Here is a 17,405-nt window from a genome sequence, read left to right as displayed (position 1 = left end):
TCACACCTCTCCGATCCACACGCGGTCGAATCTCCAACCGCTCAGGGGCCGTCCTGTGGAGTTGGGGACGAGGCCTCCCACGTACTTCTGGAAGGCGTCGACCTGGTTGGCGAAGCCCCACACGATGTACCCGCCGTCGTCATAGAGCATCTTCTGCAGCTCGTGCTCGAGGTCCCGGCGCTCCCCGGCGTCGGGGATGGCGCGGGCCTTGGCGAAGACCTTGTTGAACTGCGGGTCGTCCCAATGCGTTTCGTTGAACGGTGATTCGGCCAGGGAGCAGGCGATGACCTGCGGCATGAAGTCGCGGGTGTACCAGAAGTCCTGAGCGAAGTCCCACTGCAGATACTCGTCGCCGAAGAACGTCGTCGCGTCGACCTTGCGGATCTTGACCGTGATTCCGGCGTCGGCGGCCTGCTGGGCGAAGACCTGCGCGGATTCGACGGCGCCGGATTGGATGGGGGCGGTGACGAGTTCGACCTCGAGCCCGTCGGGGTAGCCCGCCTCGGCGAGGAGCTTCTTCGCTTTGTCGATGTCCTGTTTGCGCTGTGGGAACTTCGGGTAGTTCTCACTCAGCGGTCCGAACATGTCGTTGCCCAGCGTCCCGTAGCCCGAGAGCACCTGTTCGATCATCTGCGGGCGGTCGACGACGAGGCGGAAGGCCTGTCGGACCTTGACGTCGTCGAAGGGCTTCTTGTCCACGCGCATGGTGAAGGGCAGCCACATGCCGGTCTTCGAGTTGAGGATGGTCATGCGCTCGTCGGCGCCGATGACTTCGACGAGGGCCAGCGGGATGCCGGCGATCGCATCGACCTGTGTGGACAGGAGGGCGTTGATGAGGGCGTCGTCGTCGTTGAAGTTCAGCACCTCCACCTCATCGAGGTAGAGCTTGTCGTGGTCGAAGTAGTACTCGTTGGGCACGAGCACGGTCGACTGGGCGGCGGTGAAGGACTTGAGTTTGAACGGCCCGGAGCACACCGGATCCTTCGGGTCGTAGCCGACGGGCACGATGCCGGCGGTGTATTCGGCGACGGCATCCTTGAACAGGCCGTTGGCCTCATTGAGTCGGAACTCCACGGCCCGGTCTCCCTTGGCGACGACCTTGTCGAGCATGGAGAAGTTCGCGGCCGCAGTCTTCGGATCGTCCGGGTCGTTGATCCGCTCGAAGGTGAAGACGACGTCTTCGGGGGTGATCGGTTTGCCGTCGGAGAACTTGATGCCCTCCTTGAGCGTGCACGTCCAGACTGTGGAGTCGGAGTTGGCCTCGATCGATTCGGCCAGCAGCGGCACGACCTGTGAGTCGTCGTCCCAGCCGAAGAGGGCGTTGTAGAGGTTGACGGAACGGCAGACGTCACCGTTGTTGACGGGAATATGGGCGTCGACGGTGTCGGCCGAATTGCCGCCGGTGACGCCGACGCGCAGGGTCCCGCCCTTGACGGGGTCGCCGGCATCGGCGGCGCCGACCTCTCCGCCTCCGCAGGCGCTCAAGCCCGCGACGCCGGCCACGGCAAGGCCTGCGCCCAGCGCTTGTCTTCGGTTCGGTGTTCTCATGTGCCTTCTTCCTAGGACGTCGGTTCGGGTCGGCCGGCAGCGGCGACCCGGTCTGACTTCGGGGTTCGGGTGTCGTGTGTGTCGCCGGTGAGGACGTGAGCGGCGAGGTAGTTCTCGAGCATGGTCAGTGCCTCGTCATCGGTGATGGGCATGTGCTCGGTGGTGCGGGCCACGCCGAGGCCGTCGATGAAGATCGAGAGGGATTTGACCATGAGGGCGGTGTTGCCGGTTCGGATCGCTCCCGTGCGCTGGCCGCTGTCGATGATTGTCATGATCATGTCCATCCATTCGCCGTAGACGGCGGTGAGGTTCGCGCGGGCGCTTTCGTCGGTGGCTGCACGGGCCCAGCATTGGAGCCAGATCGACCACACTCTCCGGATCTTCGGATCGACTCCGGCATGGATGCGTGCGAAGTGGCGGAGCACGCCGATGGGGTCGGCGGAATCGTTGAGGTGGCGGGTCTCGGCGATGACATCGAGGGAGTAGCGCAGGGCCGCCTGCAGCAGCTGGTCTTTCGTCCGGAAGTGGTAGTTCACCGCCGAGGCGCTCACCCCGGCCGCGTCCGCGACGTCTTCGGTGCGGACTTTGTCGATGCCGAGATCGGCATAGAGCCACCAGGCAGCCGCGATGATCTTCAGCCGATTGCGAGTCCCCTTCGACATCCACTCCTTCGTCGGTGCCGGACCGGCGGCAGCTCCCCCGGCAGCGTGTGCGTCAGCGCGCGTCCCGTCATCGACTACGTCCGGTACTTCACGGTGCTGGGCGGGTACGTCGGTGACAATCACCCGCCGAGGCGGCCCCGCCCTGCGACCGGTCGTGAGCCAGTCGGTGGTGACTCCGGTGAGTTCGGAGATGCCTGAGATCTCCTCGACCCGGAACTTGCGGGTCCCGGCCAGGGATTTCGAGAGTTTGGAGGCGTCGAGCCCGATCCGTCGGGCGACTTCGCTGTGGTTGATTCCCGCGTCTTTGATGGCGTTGCGGACACGGAGCACCAGGGAATTCTGTGTGCTGTCCGCACCTTCGCTTGTCGTGACCACCTGTACAGTCTGCACACAAGTTGCGATTTTGGCAATAGACACTGACGGATTTGATAGTTTCGAGTGGTTCAGCCACAGGGCCAGCCAGAAGCTCACGTTCGATTCGGGCCGTCGACCAGGGGCCCTCACATTTTCAAAGTCGACGCGCCTCCCCAGATTCACGCAACAGCAGATGTAGCATAGTAGCTCGCGCGAGTTCCCCCGCGACATGTGAACATTGCTCTGGAGCCAAGATGACTGAATTGCCCGCAACGACAGTCCCCGACCCAACCGGGGTTGATGTCAGCGTGGTCATCCCTGTGTACAACTGCGAAAAGTACATCCAGGAAACGATCGAATCCGTAAGAGCCCAGGACATGCACGCCGGAGCACTAGAGATTATTGCTGTGGACGATGGGTCGACAGACAATTCACTGAATATGCTCAACGAACTGGCTGCGGACTGCATCGACCTTCACGTCCACTCGATTCCCAACAGTGGCTCTGCTGCTGCGCCCCGCAACTTTGGACTCGAACGAGCCCGTGGCCGCTACGTCTTCTTCCTCGACGCGGATGACAAATTCTCCCCCAATGCACTCTCCCGGCTGACCGAGGTCGCGGACAGCACAGGCTCAGGGGTCGTACTCGGCAAGATGGGACTGTTCGGGGAGAAGAGGGCCGGAAATGTACCTTCGACTGCTTTCGGTAAGACACTTTTCGCCGTCGATTTCATCGATTCCAAGGCACATTCGACGCTCGGAGCATGGAAACTGTTCCGCAGGTCGATCTTGATGGACCATGACATCCGATTCCCGCTCGGCTACAAGATAGGCGAAGATCAACCGTTCACGATGAAGGCCTATCTTCACAGCCCGCACATTTCGATACTGGCTGACCAGGTCTATTATTGGCTCCGAGGCAGAGACGACGGAACTAATATCACCGCAACCGGTCAACCTCCGCGAAAGCATCTTTCTCGAATCCTTACCCTCATCAAAACAATCGACGACAATACTGAGCCAGGCGAGCGTCGCGACCATCTACTCCGGCGTCCGATCATCGGAGCAGCCGGGGTCAAGTCTGTGTTCGGAAAGAAGATGCTTGCTACTCACGACCGAGCTGAACGTGAAGCCATGGTGAAGGAGTTCCGCGAAGTAGTCGCGCCCCTTTGGAACTCAAACATTCGTGACCACGGCGTGCCCGAGTCACAGATCCTGGTAGACCTTGCCGTTCGCGGCGACATCGACGAAATTGAGACCGTCAGTCGTCTTTTGGCGGACAAGAAGCCAGTCCCTCTCAGTTTCGATGAGGAACACGCACAATTGGTCTATAAACCCCGCGCGGGTGACAGCGTGGGCGACCTGCGTGTCAGGCTCCACCAATCACTCGAGTCGATTACTTCGACGGCAGACGCGATCACTATCCGGGGAGAGTTCGGAGTCGCCGGCTTAGACCGCGCTCCTGACAGCGCCCACATCATCTTTCGCCACCGTAAGCTCGGAACAAAGGTCACGTCTAAGATCGACACATCTCGAACATACACTCGAAGATTCGGTACCCGAGTGAGATTCTCAAACGAAGTTCCAATCTCGAAATTGGCCGATTCGGGCATCTGGGAAATATTCATCAAAGCGAAGTGGTCATCTACGGTGGTGCGTGAGCGTTTAGGATTGTCCCGGGCACCAGGATTGGATATTGCTCCGCGCCTGATCGGTGATCCGGTCGAAGGCGTCGTGTTCTTCGACCAATCTGGCGGACTTTCCGTCGACTTGGGACCCACTGAGAAGCATCTCGATCCCGTCAAGAGACATGAGCTGCACGTCGTTGATCAGTTCGAAGTCGGACGTTCTGTGGTCCTTGTGATCGGTGGACAGGTTTCGAATATGAAGGCTGCGTCCTACCAGGCAACCAGTACGGCCAGGTCAAAGGCTGCCAGACTCATCGTCCATTCAACTGACCAAGCGTCAATAGTCATCCCTCGCTCAGCTGCAAAAAAGCAGGGCTGCGCGATCAAGTTGAAAGATGCAGAAGGGAATTCAGTCGAAATAGCACTGGCTGAGCTAAGAGACTGAGAACGCAATCCTGTGAGGACGAATCAGCTCCTGAACAGGACTGGCCGCAACCACCCGTTTACGCATCGGCCGTCATCTGCGCTGTCTGCCGAATCTCGAGACGCACTATCGCTTCAATCCACGCTTCAGTCGAGTCCTCACACTTCGCAGGAGCGACTGCGGCTGTGTACGACCCGACTGTCCAGCGGACGGTTTCACTGCGTTTGCGGCAATCTTGTCCTGGTAGAAGCCATACGATCGACGAAGCTTTCGTCGCATCTTTTCTTGGTACTGCTTGCGCGAAGTACCCGCATACCGTGGCAGCTTCTCCCGGAGCTCCTCCAGTGAATAGGGTTCGATCTGTTCGCTGGGTTTGAGGATGTCTTTCAATCCTGAGAACAGGGTTCGATAGACCGAGATCATGAAATCGTCGTCCTTCTCCACTCCCTCGCTCATAGCTCTGTCGAGTGCGCTGAGAACTGTCGAAGGCTTCCAATCTGCCGTCTCCAGCGCTCGTTCCGGATAATCAACAGAACGGTAGAAATCCGGAACCTTGAAATTCCACGTCAGCCCGATTGAAGGGATGTCGAAGGCGAACGATGTGATCGACGCGTGAAGACGATAGGCGATGACACCATCACAGCTACGAAGCTGTTCGATGAGCTCTTCTGGCGAGTTGAGAGTGACGGCAGCATTCTTCCCCTGCACCCCATGGTGTCGAACCAGAGAATCGAGGAAGATCTCATCGTCGAAATGACCAGTGGTGAACAGTCGATAGTCGTCGCCTCTCGCGGTCAGCTCGTCGATCACCCCAAGCCAGAAATTGCGCTGATCTGCTTCACTGAAAGGAATTCCGTTGTCGGGGAACACACCGGACCTGGTGACGACGAGGCCGATACGTTTCCGGCTGCGTCCACGCGGATCGTCAATTGGACGCACCTTCTCAAACACCGAATCAGCGAAGACAGCGGGGTCAGACACGAGCGCCGTAGGAATCCCTGTCCCCTCAACATATTTCTGTGTCGATTCCAGATCGTCTCTGGTGGTGATCTGGCGAACGACGGGTTTCCTCAGCGCAGTCTGCAGCGCCAGCGAACGTTCGTCTGCGTCATTGTAGGGCTCCACGCCGATACTGGAGAAGAGCACAGGGACCCCGTACTCCTCGGCAAGTTCGACCGTCCGGATAGTTCGCCGGTAGAAGACTTGGTAGACGTAGTTGAATAATGGCGCTCCGCCGAAGACTACTACGTCAGCCCTGGAAATGGCTCGTCGAGCCGGCTCGAGCAGAGACTCGTCACCCGTGCTCATGTATTTCTTGCTGATGATGCTGGCGGCTCGGCTGCGAACAATGAACGAATCTGATGCAATTCCAAGGTTCTCTGCAGCCGCTTTCAACAGGCTTATAACAGAGGCTTCAATAATCTGATCACCGATATTGTCAGAATCTCGGTTAGTCAGCAGCAGAACTTCAGTGCGTGCCACGATTGGCTCTTTCTCTAGCGTCCACAATCAATCCGTTGACTGTGCTTTGTCATATAGTTTCTGGTAGTTCTCGTAAGTACGACGCAGCTTCCGGTTGACCTTATCGCGGTAGCCCTTGGAACCAGTAGCCAATTGCCGCGGCATCCCTTCCCAGAGCTCCGAGAATTCGTAGGGGGTTGCAGGATTGCCGGGAGCGAGCACGTCTCGGATCCCCGTAAACAGGGTGTTGTAGACGGACTTGAGGAATTCTTCGTCTTTGACGATGCCGTCCTTCATTGCACGCTCGATCGCGGGAACGACCTTCTCGGCTTGCCACTCTTCCGGACTCAGCGCGCGATCCCCATAGCCCACGGATTCGTAGAAATACGGCACCTTGAAGTTCCACGACAGTCCGATAGAGGGAACGCCGAGTGCAAATGACGTGATGCTCGCATGCAGCCGATATGCAATGACCCCGCTGCACCCACGCAGTTCGCGAATGAGTTCGTCTGGAGAATTCACCGTAACTGCAGCCTTTTTAGCCGGAATACCAGAGGACTTGATAAGGGTGTCGAGGAATACCTCATCTGAGAAATGCCCAGTGGTGAAGAGACGGTAGTCGTATCCCTTCTCTTCGAGCAGTGCGATCGTCTCGAGCCAGAATCTACGCTGATCATCTTCACTGAAGTCGATGCGGTTGTCAGCGAAAATTCCCGCCCTGGTGACAACCAGGCCGATACGTTGAGGCTTCGGTTCCGCAGCAACTGGCGCTTTGGCAACAGGTTGAACCGGGGTGGTCGCGGGCTTAGCCACGTTGGATGCAGCTGACCGGGCGACAATGCGTTTGACGATTCGCTTGAGTTTCCGCTTTGCTCGCACGGGAACGGACGGCACTGGCTTAGGTGCCGGGGCAGGCTCAGGTTTCTTGCGATAAACGATATCGGCCAATACTGCGGGGTCGGCAACATGGGCAACCGGTACGTTTGTGCCTTGGGCATATTTGCGCAGTGATTCGATGTCATCTCGCGTGGTGATCTGCCTGACCACCGGAAGTTCAAGCGCCTTTTTGAGAGCCTGGCTCTTTTCGTTCGTCGCATCGAACTTCTCCACACCGATACTCGAGAAGATCACAGGAACGCCATACTCTTGCGCGAGTTCCAGAGTGACGATCGTTCGACGATAGAAATTCTGATAAGCATAGTTGAAGAGCGGGGCCCCACCGAAGATGATCAGATCAGCTTTCGAGATCTCGTCCCGAGCCGCTGTCAACAGCTCTGGGTCTTTGGTGGCCATGTATCTTCTCGAGATGATTCCTGCAGCACGGCTTGATATGACGAAGTCATCGGTGCCGAAGCCAAGATTCTTCATCACGCCTTTGATGATGGACAGGACTGTGGCCTCGATGATCTGGTCTCCGACATTGTCCGAATCACGGTTTGTCAGCAGAAGAATTCTGGTGGGGCTCATAGTCGTTCAGGTCTCCTCATCAATGCAACGATCAACGCCGTTACCGAGATTGTTGCACGTCGTGCCAACTGGTAAGTGCAACAAGTATCGCGTGTTTTCTCTCAGACGATGGCTGGGCCATCTTCAAACGTCTGAATTGTCCGGGAAACGCCGTCGGCAAGCGATGTTCCTGCGACCCAACCAAGACCGGTGAGCTTTGCAGCGTCCAAACCGAGTGAGGCAACCGGTGAAAACGATCGCCCGTCCTCCGGATTGACGAAGTCCAGCGCGAGATTCATCTCTGGCCGTGCCGCGGCAAAGGTCTCGGCCAGCTCACGGATGCTGATGTTCCCAGCGGGATCGGCGACGTTGTAGACCTGTCCCTCACCATGCAGATGGGCAAAGAACAGCCCCTCCACGGCGTCCGCAACGTACGTGTATGTCCGGGTCGCGGCACCGGCGCTCATCATCCGCACATTGCGACCGCGAACTACGTCGGCAAGGAAATCCGCCTGTACTCGACCGTCATCAAGTGCCATCCCAGGGCCATAGATATGCCCGAAACGCAGGCTGAGTCCCCTGATACCGAACTCATCAGCATAGGCAGCCAGCGCGGTCTCGGCGATGCGTTTGCCTTCTGAGTAACTGGCGCGCGGCGCGAAATGCTGCAACGTTCCCTCGTCGTCTTCGCTGATAAGGCCGCTGCCTTTGACCGCCCCGTAAACCTCCGACGAGGACAGGAGGACAAAGGACCTCCCGCGTGCGTCGACAAGCGCGTCAAGGAGGTTGATCGTTCCGAGGGTATTCGCCTTAAGGGTCGTGACGGGAGACGACTTATGCAAGCTCGGTCGAGCCGGAGAGGCGCCGTGGAAGATCGTCGAGAACTTGCGTTCGAAACGCTTCGTGTCGATGACGTCGCCAGCCAGCAGAGTGAAATCTGAGCGTTTGAGCGCGGAGCCGAATCTCTGTTCGGCCTTTTCTCGGTTGCGCACCATTCCCGTGACATGAAGTCCGAGGTCGTAGGCATCGTTCGCTGCCAGCAGCGAACCGACTATGTACATGGGAATCATGCCGGAGGCACCGGTGACGAGAATCTCCGCATTCCGATACTGCTCCCACGGCAACCGAGCCGCGGAGATGCGTGCGACATCCTCGGAGAACACCGGCGTATCGAAGAGAACGACGTCAGTGGCTTCCGAACCTGAGTCGACCGACCGGTCCTCATTCGCCACCGAAGGCCTCCCTGTCTTCGATCAGGGTGAGGAATGTGCGGCAGACATAGTAGTCCGAGGCAGTGGTGATCTTGATGTTCGTCCGTGGACCCTCAACCCGATGAACCTGATACCCGAAGCCGTTCATCAGTGTGCATGTGTCAATGGAATCATTCTCGCCTTCAGCGACTGCACGATCATAGCCTGCCAAGACATCTTTGAGAGGGAATGTCTGGGGAGCCTGAGCTGTCCACAACGGGTCGCGGGGAATGACTTCTTTGATTCCTGATCCTTCTTCGACGACAACCGTCTCAGTCATCTTTGTGCAGGTGACGGCCGAACCGAATTCACGCGCGCTCTCGATGTTCCGGGAAACGAGGTCAGCGTCGATCAGAGGACGAACACCGTCGTGGATGAGCACGATGCTGTCCGGATCGTGGTGTTCGGCAACGACTTTGAGCGCGTTATGCCGTGACTCCTGTCCGGTGGATCCGCCGTCGACGATCCATTTCACCTTGGTCAGTTCGTATCGTTTCACGAGCCTCTCGAGGTGCTCCCGATACTGAGGCAGGATAGCCACAGCGATTGCATCGATCTCCGGGTGCTGCTCGAATACGTCGAGAGTGTGCACGATCACCGGACGGCCGTGGATCTCAAGGAACTGCTTGGGACGGGAACTGTGCGCCATTCGGGCGCCGACGCCCCCAGCGAAGACTACTGCGATGTTTGCCATTGGTTCTCCTCGTCCTCTACTTCGTTCTTGTCACTGCTGTCGGCGTATTCATCTGTGGGTTCGTTCAGCTGATCTTCTTGGCCGGGAGCTCCAGGATCCTCCTCGCCCACACGCTCCGAGATCCGGTCTTCGGCCTCCAAATCCGCCGACTCGTATCCGCCGACAGGCTCGCTGAGAATCAACGAATCGATCACTCTGTCCGAGTTATGCGTATCCACGTAGTCGAAGTTCTCTTTGACGAACTCCATCGTTTTCTCATTGCTCAGCTCAGGCATTCGGATGAGCTCGACAAGCTGATCGAAAGTGGTTGCAATACTTCCAGGAGCAGCTTCGCGATAGTCCTTGTGCATCCCACGAGTCGCCGAATAGGTATCAAGGTCGTAAGCGAAGAAGAGCATCGGGCGCTCAAGCAACGCGTATTCGTAGATGACCGACGAGTAGTCAGTGATGAGCACATCAGAGATCAACATCAAGTCATTCGTATCCGGGTAGGACGCGACATCGATCAAGCGATCTGCGAACTCCGGTGGGATGGGGGCCGGGTCCGGAACGAAGTGATGCTGCCGGAAGAGGATGACCGTACCTGCTCCGCAGGAATTGTAGAGTTCACGGAAATCGATCTGCTCATAGTCGTAGTGCGCGTCCCCCGAACCGCGACCTCGGAAAGTAGGGGCGAAAAGGATCTTACGTTTGCCTTTCGCGGAGGGAAACTGCTTTTCGAAATCAACGAGGACCTCTTCTGCACGCCCTTCTCGCAAAAATCCATCGATCCGCGGAAGGCCGGTCGCGATGACCGCCTCCCGCTCGATCCCGAAGGCCTCGCTGTAGACGTCTCGCAAGTGCTGAGAACCACATATCGCATAGGAATACAGCCGGTGGGCGTTGCGAAGGTTCGGGGATCCGTATTGTCCGAATCGGCTGTATCCCACTGACTTGAACCCACTGCCGGCGTGCCACAGCTGGATGATCTTCTGCTCGTCTCGGTTACCCAGATCTTTGAGAATAGCGAAATAGTCATCGATGAGGATGGTGTTCGCCTTGCCCATCTCCCAGGCCAAGGCGAAGGCGCTTTGGCGACTGCTCGTCCGCCCGGTGCGGAACGAGTAGCCGAAGTTGAAATCTGAGTCGAGGCCACGCTCGAGCATACGATCATGGACTGCTTTGAGATTGCCCTGCATATTCGGGCGAGCTTCTGACGCGAAGAGGATATTGCTTCCGTCAGAGGGCCGCCTGAAGGATGAAAGGGCGAACACGCTCCGCAGTGCCTTGCGCTTAGTCGACTTCCACTTCTTCTTTGCTTTCGACTTCAACCGCGCAGCTACAGACGAAGGCTTCTTTCCCGACCGCCCAAAGGAGTAGGCACGCATCAAGAAGTACGGTGCGGCTTCATCGTCAGAGACGCCGAACGTGACTGTGTAGGCTGAGAAGTTCTTGTTATAGACGAAAGCGCGTGATGCATCACCAAGCTCTTCTGCCCGCTCAAGCGGATAAGAGGCCGGGTAGACATCCTCACCGCGTTGCGCGATGAGATAGTAGGTCCCGTTCGGAACCTGAGCTCGTCGATTGAACTGCGTGACATTGATCGTCAATCGAAAACGCCCATCCCCCAGCGACTCCGACCGGATTGGAAGCTCGACCTCATACGGTCGAGAATTGGGCGTCAGGTAGAAGGAATCAGGAGCAGCACCGGGAAACCTGACGACAAATGACAGAATCACACGTTCCCACGAGATTCCTTCAATTGTCAGCTCATCTACCACAGATTCCCCTTACCGGGCCCCGGTTGCACACAACCAACGCTTCTCATTTACCTTCGGTTAACGTTGGTAGCCTAGCAGTTGTCGATGAAGCCCCGGAAACTCTCCGACACCGGTTTCGGCAGGCAGGTGGAAGTTCTGTTCTGTGCTCGGCATTGTGCTCGAGGAGATACTCTGGCTCAGGAACCGGGGCCATGCCTTCGAGTTTCCGCCATCGTTTCCGAGACCATGAGACCACGAGGAGTTCGAACTGTGATGAACCCCGTCCGATCAATCGCTCGCAGCGCGTTGCAATCACGTGTTTGGAAAAGTACAAGCCGATGGATTCGAGGCACCGAGCGGTGGAATCGCCTGGAGGACGAGTTCGACGGCAGCTACGTCAAGGCTGACGTAGTGGTCTACTTCGGTGATCGCAGCTCGAAGTTCTATCAGCTCGAACAGTGGATTCCAGTACTCGAAGAGCTGCACAGAAGGCACCGGGTCGTCCTGGTGCTGAGGAAGGGCTCAGCCTTGACGAGTGCGCTGGAAGCCACACGCCTGCCGATTGTCTTCAAACGACGGTTCGACACTTTGCACACCTTCTACCACGCGAATGAATTCAAATTGGCAATCTACGTGAATAACGGGGTGACGAACTTCCAGTCCCTGGCCTTCGCGCCGATGGTTCATGTTCATGTCAATCACGGTGAATCGGACAAGTTGAGCATGGTGTCCAACCAGGCCAAATCCTATGACAAGGTCTTCGTTGCCGGAGATGCTGCAGTCGAACGACACCGAAGAGCCCTCATCGACTTCGATGAATCCGCGCTGGTCAAGGTGGGACGGCCGCAGCTGGACATCGACAGGCCATCGGAGCTTCAACCGTCGGCGGCCCGGACGATCATGTACGCACCCACCTGGGAAGGGGAGAACGAGTCGAACAACTACACTTCGGTCGATCTCTTCGGACCACAGATCGTCGAAGCCGCTCTACAGATTCCTGGCACCCGTGTGATCTACAAGCCTCATCCCCGGGTGGAATCGTCGAAGGATCCGGCGATGACCGAAGCGAATACCCGAATCCTAGAACTTATCGAGGCAGCCAATGAAACCATTGCTGACGAGATTCTGCAGCATCAGGTGCTCATGCAGGGAGATATCCTCGCTATGTTCGACACGGTTGACCTGCTCATTACCGACATCTCCAGCGTCGGCCTCGATTTCCTCTATCTTCATTCGGACAAGCCGCTCGCACTGACCGATCGTCGAAACGACGCCGCCACGCTCAATGCCGAAGCGCCGATCAGTCGTGCGACCCCCGTCATCGATGCGTCTACGATCAATGGCGCCGAGTCGATGCTCACGGAGATGTTCTCGAAGGACACGGCAGCGGAGGCCCGACACGAGCTGAGGCAGTACTACTTCGGTGAAGGCGGAAAGGGTTCGTCGTCCGCGCTGTTCACCGAGGCGGTGTCCAAGCTGATCGCCGATCGCACCGTCGAGCTGGAGAGCTTCCATTCAGAGAGCGTCAACGCCGAGTCCAGCGACGAATAGCTCGTAATCTCCTATCCGCGCGGTTCTACGAGTGGTCCTCAGGTCGCCGTATCAAGACTGAGGTCGGACGGATAGATTTCCATGAGTCGTCGAATACCATTCCCAAGCCTCCGCCCTTCTGGAACGAAACCCGTTCGGGGTGCGGATTCTGCGCTTCGACGTCCACAGATCGTGAGGTCTTCGCAGGTAGACGTCGAAGGTCTCGTTCGCAGACTCTGAGAAGCTTTCGTAGTCCACGTTGAAGGCGAGAACCGTCCTCTGACCAAATCTGCGAGCCGAAATCTCGGGCTTTCCGGCGATGAAGAATGTGTTTCGTTTCCGGCCTGCAATGACCATTTGCAAGCTCTCAGCAACCGTCGGGTGAATGTGGTCGATTTCGAGCTCGAGTCGGCATCCTCGAGGCGTCGCCTCGCATTTGAGCTTCCTGGCTGTGATCGGTGGTGTCGGCTCTTCGATTGAATCGCTGGGCAGGTTCGTCAGTCTCAGCTCTTCAAGCGCACTCTGCCAGCGTCGGTATCCGGCTTCAGGGAGGTAACGCTCGACAGTCTTCATCGCTGCTCTACGCATGGCATCGACTTGGTCCGTCTCCAGGGAGAGGAATTCCTCGATCTGATCGGCCAGCGCGTCGATATCGCTCCACGGCGTGATGAAGCCGTTCCGACCTTGTTCGATCAAGTCCCTCGGACCGTAGGTGATGTCGTAGACGATGGGAACGCATCCGGCGCCCATTGCTTCCATCATCGACAGTGGGAGCCCTTCACTTGTACTCGTCAGCACGGAGAAAGAGGCAGATTTCAACCTGTCCGCGACATCACTCACGTAGCCCGGCAGCTCCACCCGGTCACGAACTCCGAGAGCATCGATAAGCTTTTCCAGCCGGGACCGCTCCGGCCCCTCCCCCAGGATCGTCAAAGACACGTCGAGACCGCGGTCACGCAGTCCCGCCACCGCCCGAATCGGATGATCGACGCGCTTGAGCTCTATGAGGTTGGCGATCATCACGGCCTTGTCCATCGACCGTTCTTTCGTAGCTTCCGACAGCACCGATCCCGCCGGCAGCTCACCGGTCAGAAGCCTGATGTTGTCTTCAGTGAACCCGATGGCTCGGACAGCTTCCGCTTGCTGCCGCGTCTGCACACCAACCACGTCGAAGCGGTCAAGGTTGCGCACTGTATCGACTCTGCGGGGAAGCACTTGGCCGTGATCGCCATTCCACGGATGACGAAGGTGTGTTCCGTGAAGAAACAGGACGAGTCCGAAGTTCCGATCCGATATCTCATGGATGAACTCGCTGACCTTCTTGTCATCGACGATGACGACAGCGGGTTCCTTGTTCACAACTGCCCTGATCCAGGCGTTGTAGAAATCTCGCGGCCGTCTCCACTCCACAGTCGGCGTTCCATTCAGGGAATGGAGGACGAACCTTCTGCCCAGCTTAGGATCCTGAATGTCAGCGACCAGAAGACTTCCGTCTCCCCTGAAGTAATTGCGGCGAACGATCTTGCCGCTGCGCGCGTTGCGGACGACATCGTAGAAGGCGGTGATGTTCTCAAGTTCACCGTCCGCGGTCGGGATCGGACTCCGCGGCAATTCCCCCTCAAGGCGCGCAAGTTCGTGATCGGATCTCCTCCGCAGATCCTGCCAAATGTTCACCAGCTCGACGTCATCACGCATTCGTCCTGAGGAGACCAATCGTTCCCGAATCTCGTCAGGATCCATCCGAGGGCTGAAAGTCAGCAAGGTTTGCGACAGCGATCTGCCGTATTTCTGGAAACTCCGTATCCGGCGGAGAGCAGCTGTCGTCATCCCTCCCATGGATTCGGGGATGCCCCATAAGACGTTGTAGACGTGCACTTCGTCAGTTCCTGGCGGAGGCACGGATGAAGGTCGGCTCTCGTCGCCGGTCCCGCCGGACGGCCGAGCAATCGGACTCACAGTTGTTACCTCTCCTCAGCTGAAGCGTGCGGCAGTGCTGCAAACGGCGAAGTTCACCGATGCAATGCCATCTGCCCGTAATGGCGGCTCTGACGTCTCCAATTGACGATTCTGGGATCGTCGGAAGTCTCCCACTGTGCGCGCACGTTCCATTCGCTGTCGAGGTCCCGGTAGCGCCCGCCGACCGCGATCTGCAGGGCGTCGGCATAGCTGATATCGATGTCTGCCAACAGACCCAGGACACTCTCGACGATGTTGTTGCTGCGAAGCGCATTCAGGTTGAGGACGGCGATCTGCGGATCGAATGGGGCGAAGTCCTCGCTCATGCCGGAGTGGCTGGCGAAGACGAACTTGAGAGCGCCGACGTGGTCATCTCCGAACCCGCTGGCTATCCGCCTCATCAGAGTGAGCCCACTGGCTCGGTTCTTCCTGACGTCGTGCTTCGCCGCGACAAGAGCATCTCCGTGATCAACAGTCGAAAGTTGGACGATATCGACTGAAACTTCTGCGGCAGCCGGCACAACGACGATGCGCTCGTGGTCGGGGAACAGGGCCGGAAGCAGGGCCTGAACGAGGTTGTTCGCATCGGAGATGCCGTCGAACGACACCGGTGCCAGAACATGAACCTCTCCGTTGGATAGGAGAGATTGGAGGTCTTCGGCTTGCGCGGGGCTCAGCGCACCCGATGGCAACCACACTCGATAGCGCTGTGAGGCATGTGTGTCAATGGTCTCAACTGCGGTCGAGACCAGAGGCTCTTCGCCCTTTTCCACCGTCATGAAGACATCTGTGACCTCAGGTTCGGGGACAGGCCGTTCGGCCGCGCTCACCGCATCCGCGATCGCAGAGCTGTGAACTTCGGGCAATCGGGCGGAGTCAAGATAGTCGTCGGCGAAAGCCATGTCGTCTGCGGTGATCTCTGCCCATTTCGCGTAGACCTCGTCTTCGGGTGCGCCCGTCGCGATGAGAGGAAGAAGGATAGAGAGTTTGTCGAGGATACCGTTGCGGATCGCGTCGAATTCGGCTTCGTTGATGCCGATGAGTCCGCCGAAGCGAGAGTCCGACTTGTTCTTTGGTTCGAATTCGACCTCTGCGCCCACCGAACGAGCCGGCAGGTTGGCGTGCAGACGAGAGGTGAGGACCTGCTTGTATTTAAAGGCATAGTCCGCAACCCAATTGCGAGCGAGCTCGAGGTTCTCCGGAAACGACTTGTCGCGAATGGCGGTGACGGTCTGCTTCTTCTTCGGTCCCTTGTTGTCTTTCTGCCAATCGACACGGAGCGTGCCAGACCGGTGGTCAGACGCAGGTGCGGGGAAGAGCGTGTCTACCGTCGTGGTCAAGCAGCCAGAGAAGAAGGCAGGAACTCCCACCGCGCGCAGGACCGCAACTGACTGCCAGTCTCGACATCCGACCGGGCCGTACTTCTTCAGATAGGCGATTGCGTCTGGAGTGAGCATCTCCGGGTACCGCACGAACACTGACAGCAGGATCGGACGAAGGTTCGGGTGGAACGGAATGTTGAATGACTTTCCGAAGATGTCGTGCATGTACCAGCCGAAAGCGATGTACCAAGTGTCTTCCGGGATGTCCTGGTACACATTGCCGTCCCGGTAGACCTCAACCAGATTGAGCTCCGCCTGAGGGCCGGCATATTTCCGTTCCTCTTTGACTGATCTGCGAAGCTTCGCAAAGAGGTCGGTCAGACCCTTGTCGCCGGAGAATGTGAGGTTCTCGTACCGGAGCAGATGTCCGATCGACGCAAGTGTCTGAATGTAGTCGCCGACGTTGCGCGAGCGAATGCCCGGCTGATCGTAGCTGAGTACACCGAAATTGCGAGTGCCCTCGGTCGTCGGCAGAGGCTCCAAGTGTCGACCGCCGGGAAGCCAGTCGAGCATTCGAGTGAGTTCGTAGCGCACCGCAGCGTTGATCTGTTCGTCGTCGTTCTGCAGGCGTGACTCGACAAGCGTGCGAACGTGGTCGAAGGCGTCGATGCAGAATGCCGCCTCCGCCGTGCGCAGAACGGCTTTGGAACTCCAATGATCAGTCTCTCCCGACTCGTTCGAACGTTCCAACAGAGGCAGTGCCGCTTCGCCGAGTGTGTCGATCGCCGTCGGGTAGTACTCCTCAGCCGCAGCGACGATGAGATCCCGGTCTTCGAGCCGTTCGAACTCGGCCCAGGCGACCTCCGGGTCTGACGAACGTTGATAAGACATACCCAAAAGCACCCTGCCGATTTCCTCGGAAGCGGGCGTGTTGCGAAGACTCAGCCCCATCGACACGGCATCCGCCTGCAGTCCCTCGGCGAGGAGGGCCCTGCCGGCGGCAACAGCTGCGCTTTCGAAAGTCGACCCCTGGGCAAGGGAATCAGACAGAGTCGAGTGCGCTTTGAGCCGCGCCAACTGACGTGACTTGGCATCGACTTCTCGCGCAGACGGAGCAGATGTCCAACCGTCGGTGTCGGCGGCTGTCCCCCCAGGAAGACCCGAGGCCAGTTTCTGATAGGCGCGCGCGGTCCGTGCGGCGTTCGTCTTCGATGCAGCGGCCGACTTTCCCTTTCCGCCGGCAGCCCGTTCGCGAACGTATTTCGTCCCTGATGCTCTTTCGACCACTGGCAGGGCACGACGAGCGATTCCGTGGATCACAGGTTTCGCCAGTTCTCGGCCCTTGCTGAGGTAGCGGTCAGCGGCGTTTCGTCCAGTGGTCACTCTCATAGT

11 protein-coding genes are annotated in these 17,405 nt (G+C 58.1%); 2 read left to right on the top strand and 9 right to left on the bottom strand.

Translation table 11 applies throughout. The features are described 5' to 3' along the window. Together GUY37_RS04340 and GUY37_RS04335 are read right to left on the bottom strand one after the other, a co-directional pair. Entirely contained in the window at window positions 1-1,548 is a 1,548-nt protein-coding gene (locus tag GUY37_RS04340) for an ABC transporter substrate-binding protein (protein ID WP_166822650.1), read from the bottom strand. A gap of 11 nt (window positions 1,549-1,559) precedes the next feature. After that, complete coding sequence (locus GUY37_RS04335) at window positions 1,560-2,585, bottom strand: TetR family transcriptional regulator C-terminal domain-containing protein (RefSeq protein WP_228278352.1); 1,026 nt, start codon at window positions 2,583-2,585, stop codon at window positions 1,560-1,562. A gap of 233 nt (window positions 2,586-2,818) precedes the next feature. Here GUY37_RS04335 and GUY37_RS04330 point away from each other — a divergent pair, with 233 nt between their 5' ends. Then, a complete protein-coding gene (locus tag GUY37_RS04330; RefSeq protein WP_166822647.1) occupies window positions 2,819-4,636 on the top strand; it encodes a glycosyltransferase family 2 protein in 1,818 nt (605 codons plus the stop codon). A gap of 105 nt (window positions 4,637-4,741) precedes the next feature. Here the strand turns inward: GUY37_RS04330 and GUY37_RS04325 are convergent, their stop codons facing one another. The 5 genes from GUY37_RS04325 to GUY37_RS04305 form a co-directional block, all read right to left on the bottom strand. Then, window positions 4,742-6,097: a polysaccharide pyruvyl transferase family protein gene (locus tag GUY37_RS04325; RefSeq protein WP_166822644.1), complete on the bottom strand. Its 1,356-nt coding sequence runs from the start codon at window positions 6,095-6,097 to the stop codon at window positions 4,742-4,744. A gap of 27 nt (window positions 6,098-6,124) precedes the next feature. Continuing rightward, window positions 6,125-7,543 carry a polysaccharide pyruvyl transferase family protein gene (locus tag GUY37_RS04320; RefSeq protein WP_166822640.1) on the bottom strand — a complete coding sequence of 473 codons (1,419 nt, stop codon included), beginning with the start codon at window positions 7,541-7,543 and terminating at the stop codon, window positions 6,125-6,127. Window positions 7,544-7,644: 101 nt separating this feature from the next. After that, window positions 7,645-8,754: an NAD-dependent epimerase/dehydratase family protein gene (locus GUY37_RS04315; protein ID WP_166822637.1), complete on the bottom strand. Its 1,110-nt coding sequence runs from the start codon at window positions 8,752-8,754 to the stop codon at window positions 7,645-7,647. Continuing rightward, window positions 8,744-9,421, bottom strand: a complete 678-nt coding sequence (locus GUY37_RS04310; RefSeq protein ID WP_266096664.1) for an IspD/TarI family cytidylyltransferase — start codon at window positions 9,419-9,421, stop codon at window positions 8,744-8,746. The genes GUY37_RS04315 and GUY37_RS04310 overlap by 11 nt, the downstream gene beginning before the upstream one ends. A 26-nt stretch (window positions 9,422-9,447) precedes the next feature. After that, window positions 9,448-11,226, bottom strand: coding sequence for a CDP-glycerol glycerophosphotransferase family protein (locus GUY37_RS04305; protein WP_166822631.1), 1,779 nt, complete (start codon window positions 11,224-11,226; stop codon window positions 9,448-9,450). A gap of 252 nt (window positions 11,227-11,478) precedes the next feature. Between GUY37_RS04305 and GUY37_RS04300 the strand changes: the two genes are divergently transcribed. After that, a complete protein-coding gene (locus GUY37_RS04300) occupies window positions 11,479-12,756 on the top strand; it encodes a CDP-glycerol glycerophosphotransferase family protein (RefSeq protein WP_228278458.1) in 1,278 nt (425 codons plus the stop codon). A 51-nt stretch (window positions 12,757-12,807) separates the two neighbouring features. On the opposite strand, the gene GUY37_RS04295 is transcribed toward GUY37_RS04300, so the two are convergent. Both GUY37_RS04295 and GUY37_RS04290 read right to left on the bottom strand, forming a co-directional pair. Next, the gene (locus tag GUY37_RS04295; protein WP_166822628.1) at window positions 12,808-14,430 is read right to left on the bottom strand and encodes a glycosyltransferase; all 1,623 of its coding nucleotides are present in this window, start codon (window positions 14,428-14,430) and stop codon (window positions 12,808-12,810) included. Between the two features lie 314 nt (window positions 14,431-14,744). Beyond that, window positions 14,745-17,396 (bottom strand): glycosyltransferase family protein, encoded by a 2,652-nt coding sequence (locus GUY37_RS04290; protein WP_166822625.1) that lies wholly within the window; start codon window positions 17,394-17,396, stop codon window positions 14,745-14,747. Between the last annotated feature and the right edge of the window lie 9 nt (window positions 17,397-17,405).

The organism is Brevibacterium limosum (genome assembly GCF_011617705.1).
GTDB lineage: Bacteria > Actinomycetota > Actinomycetes > Actinomycetales > Brevibacteriaceae > Brevibacterium > Brevibacterium limosum.
This window is presented reverse-complemented; position numbering and strand designations above follow the sequence as displayed.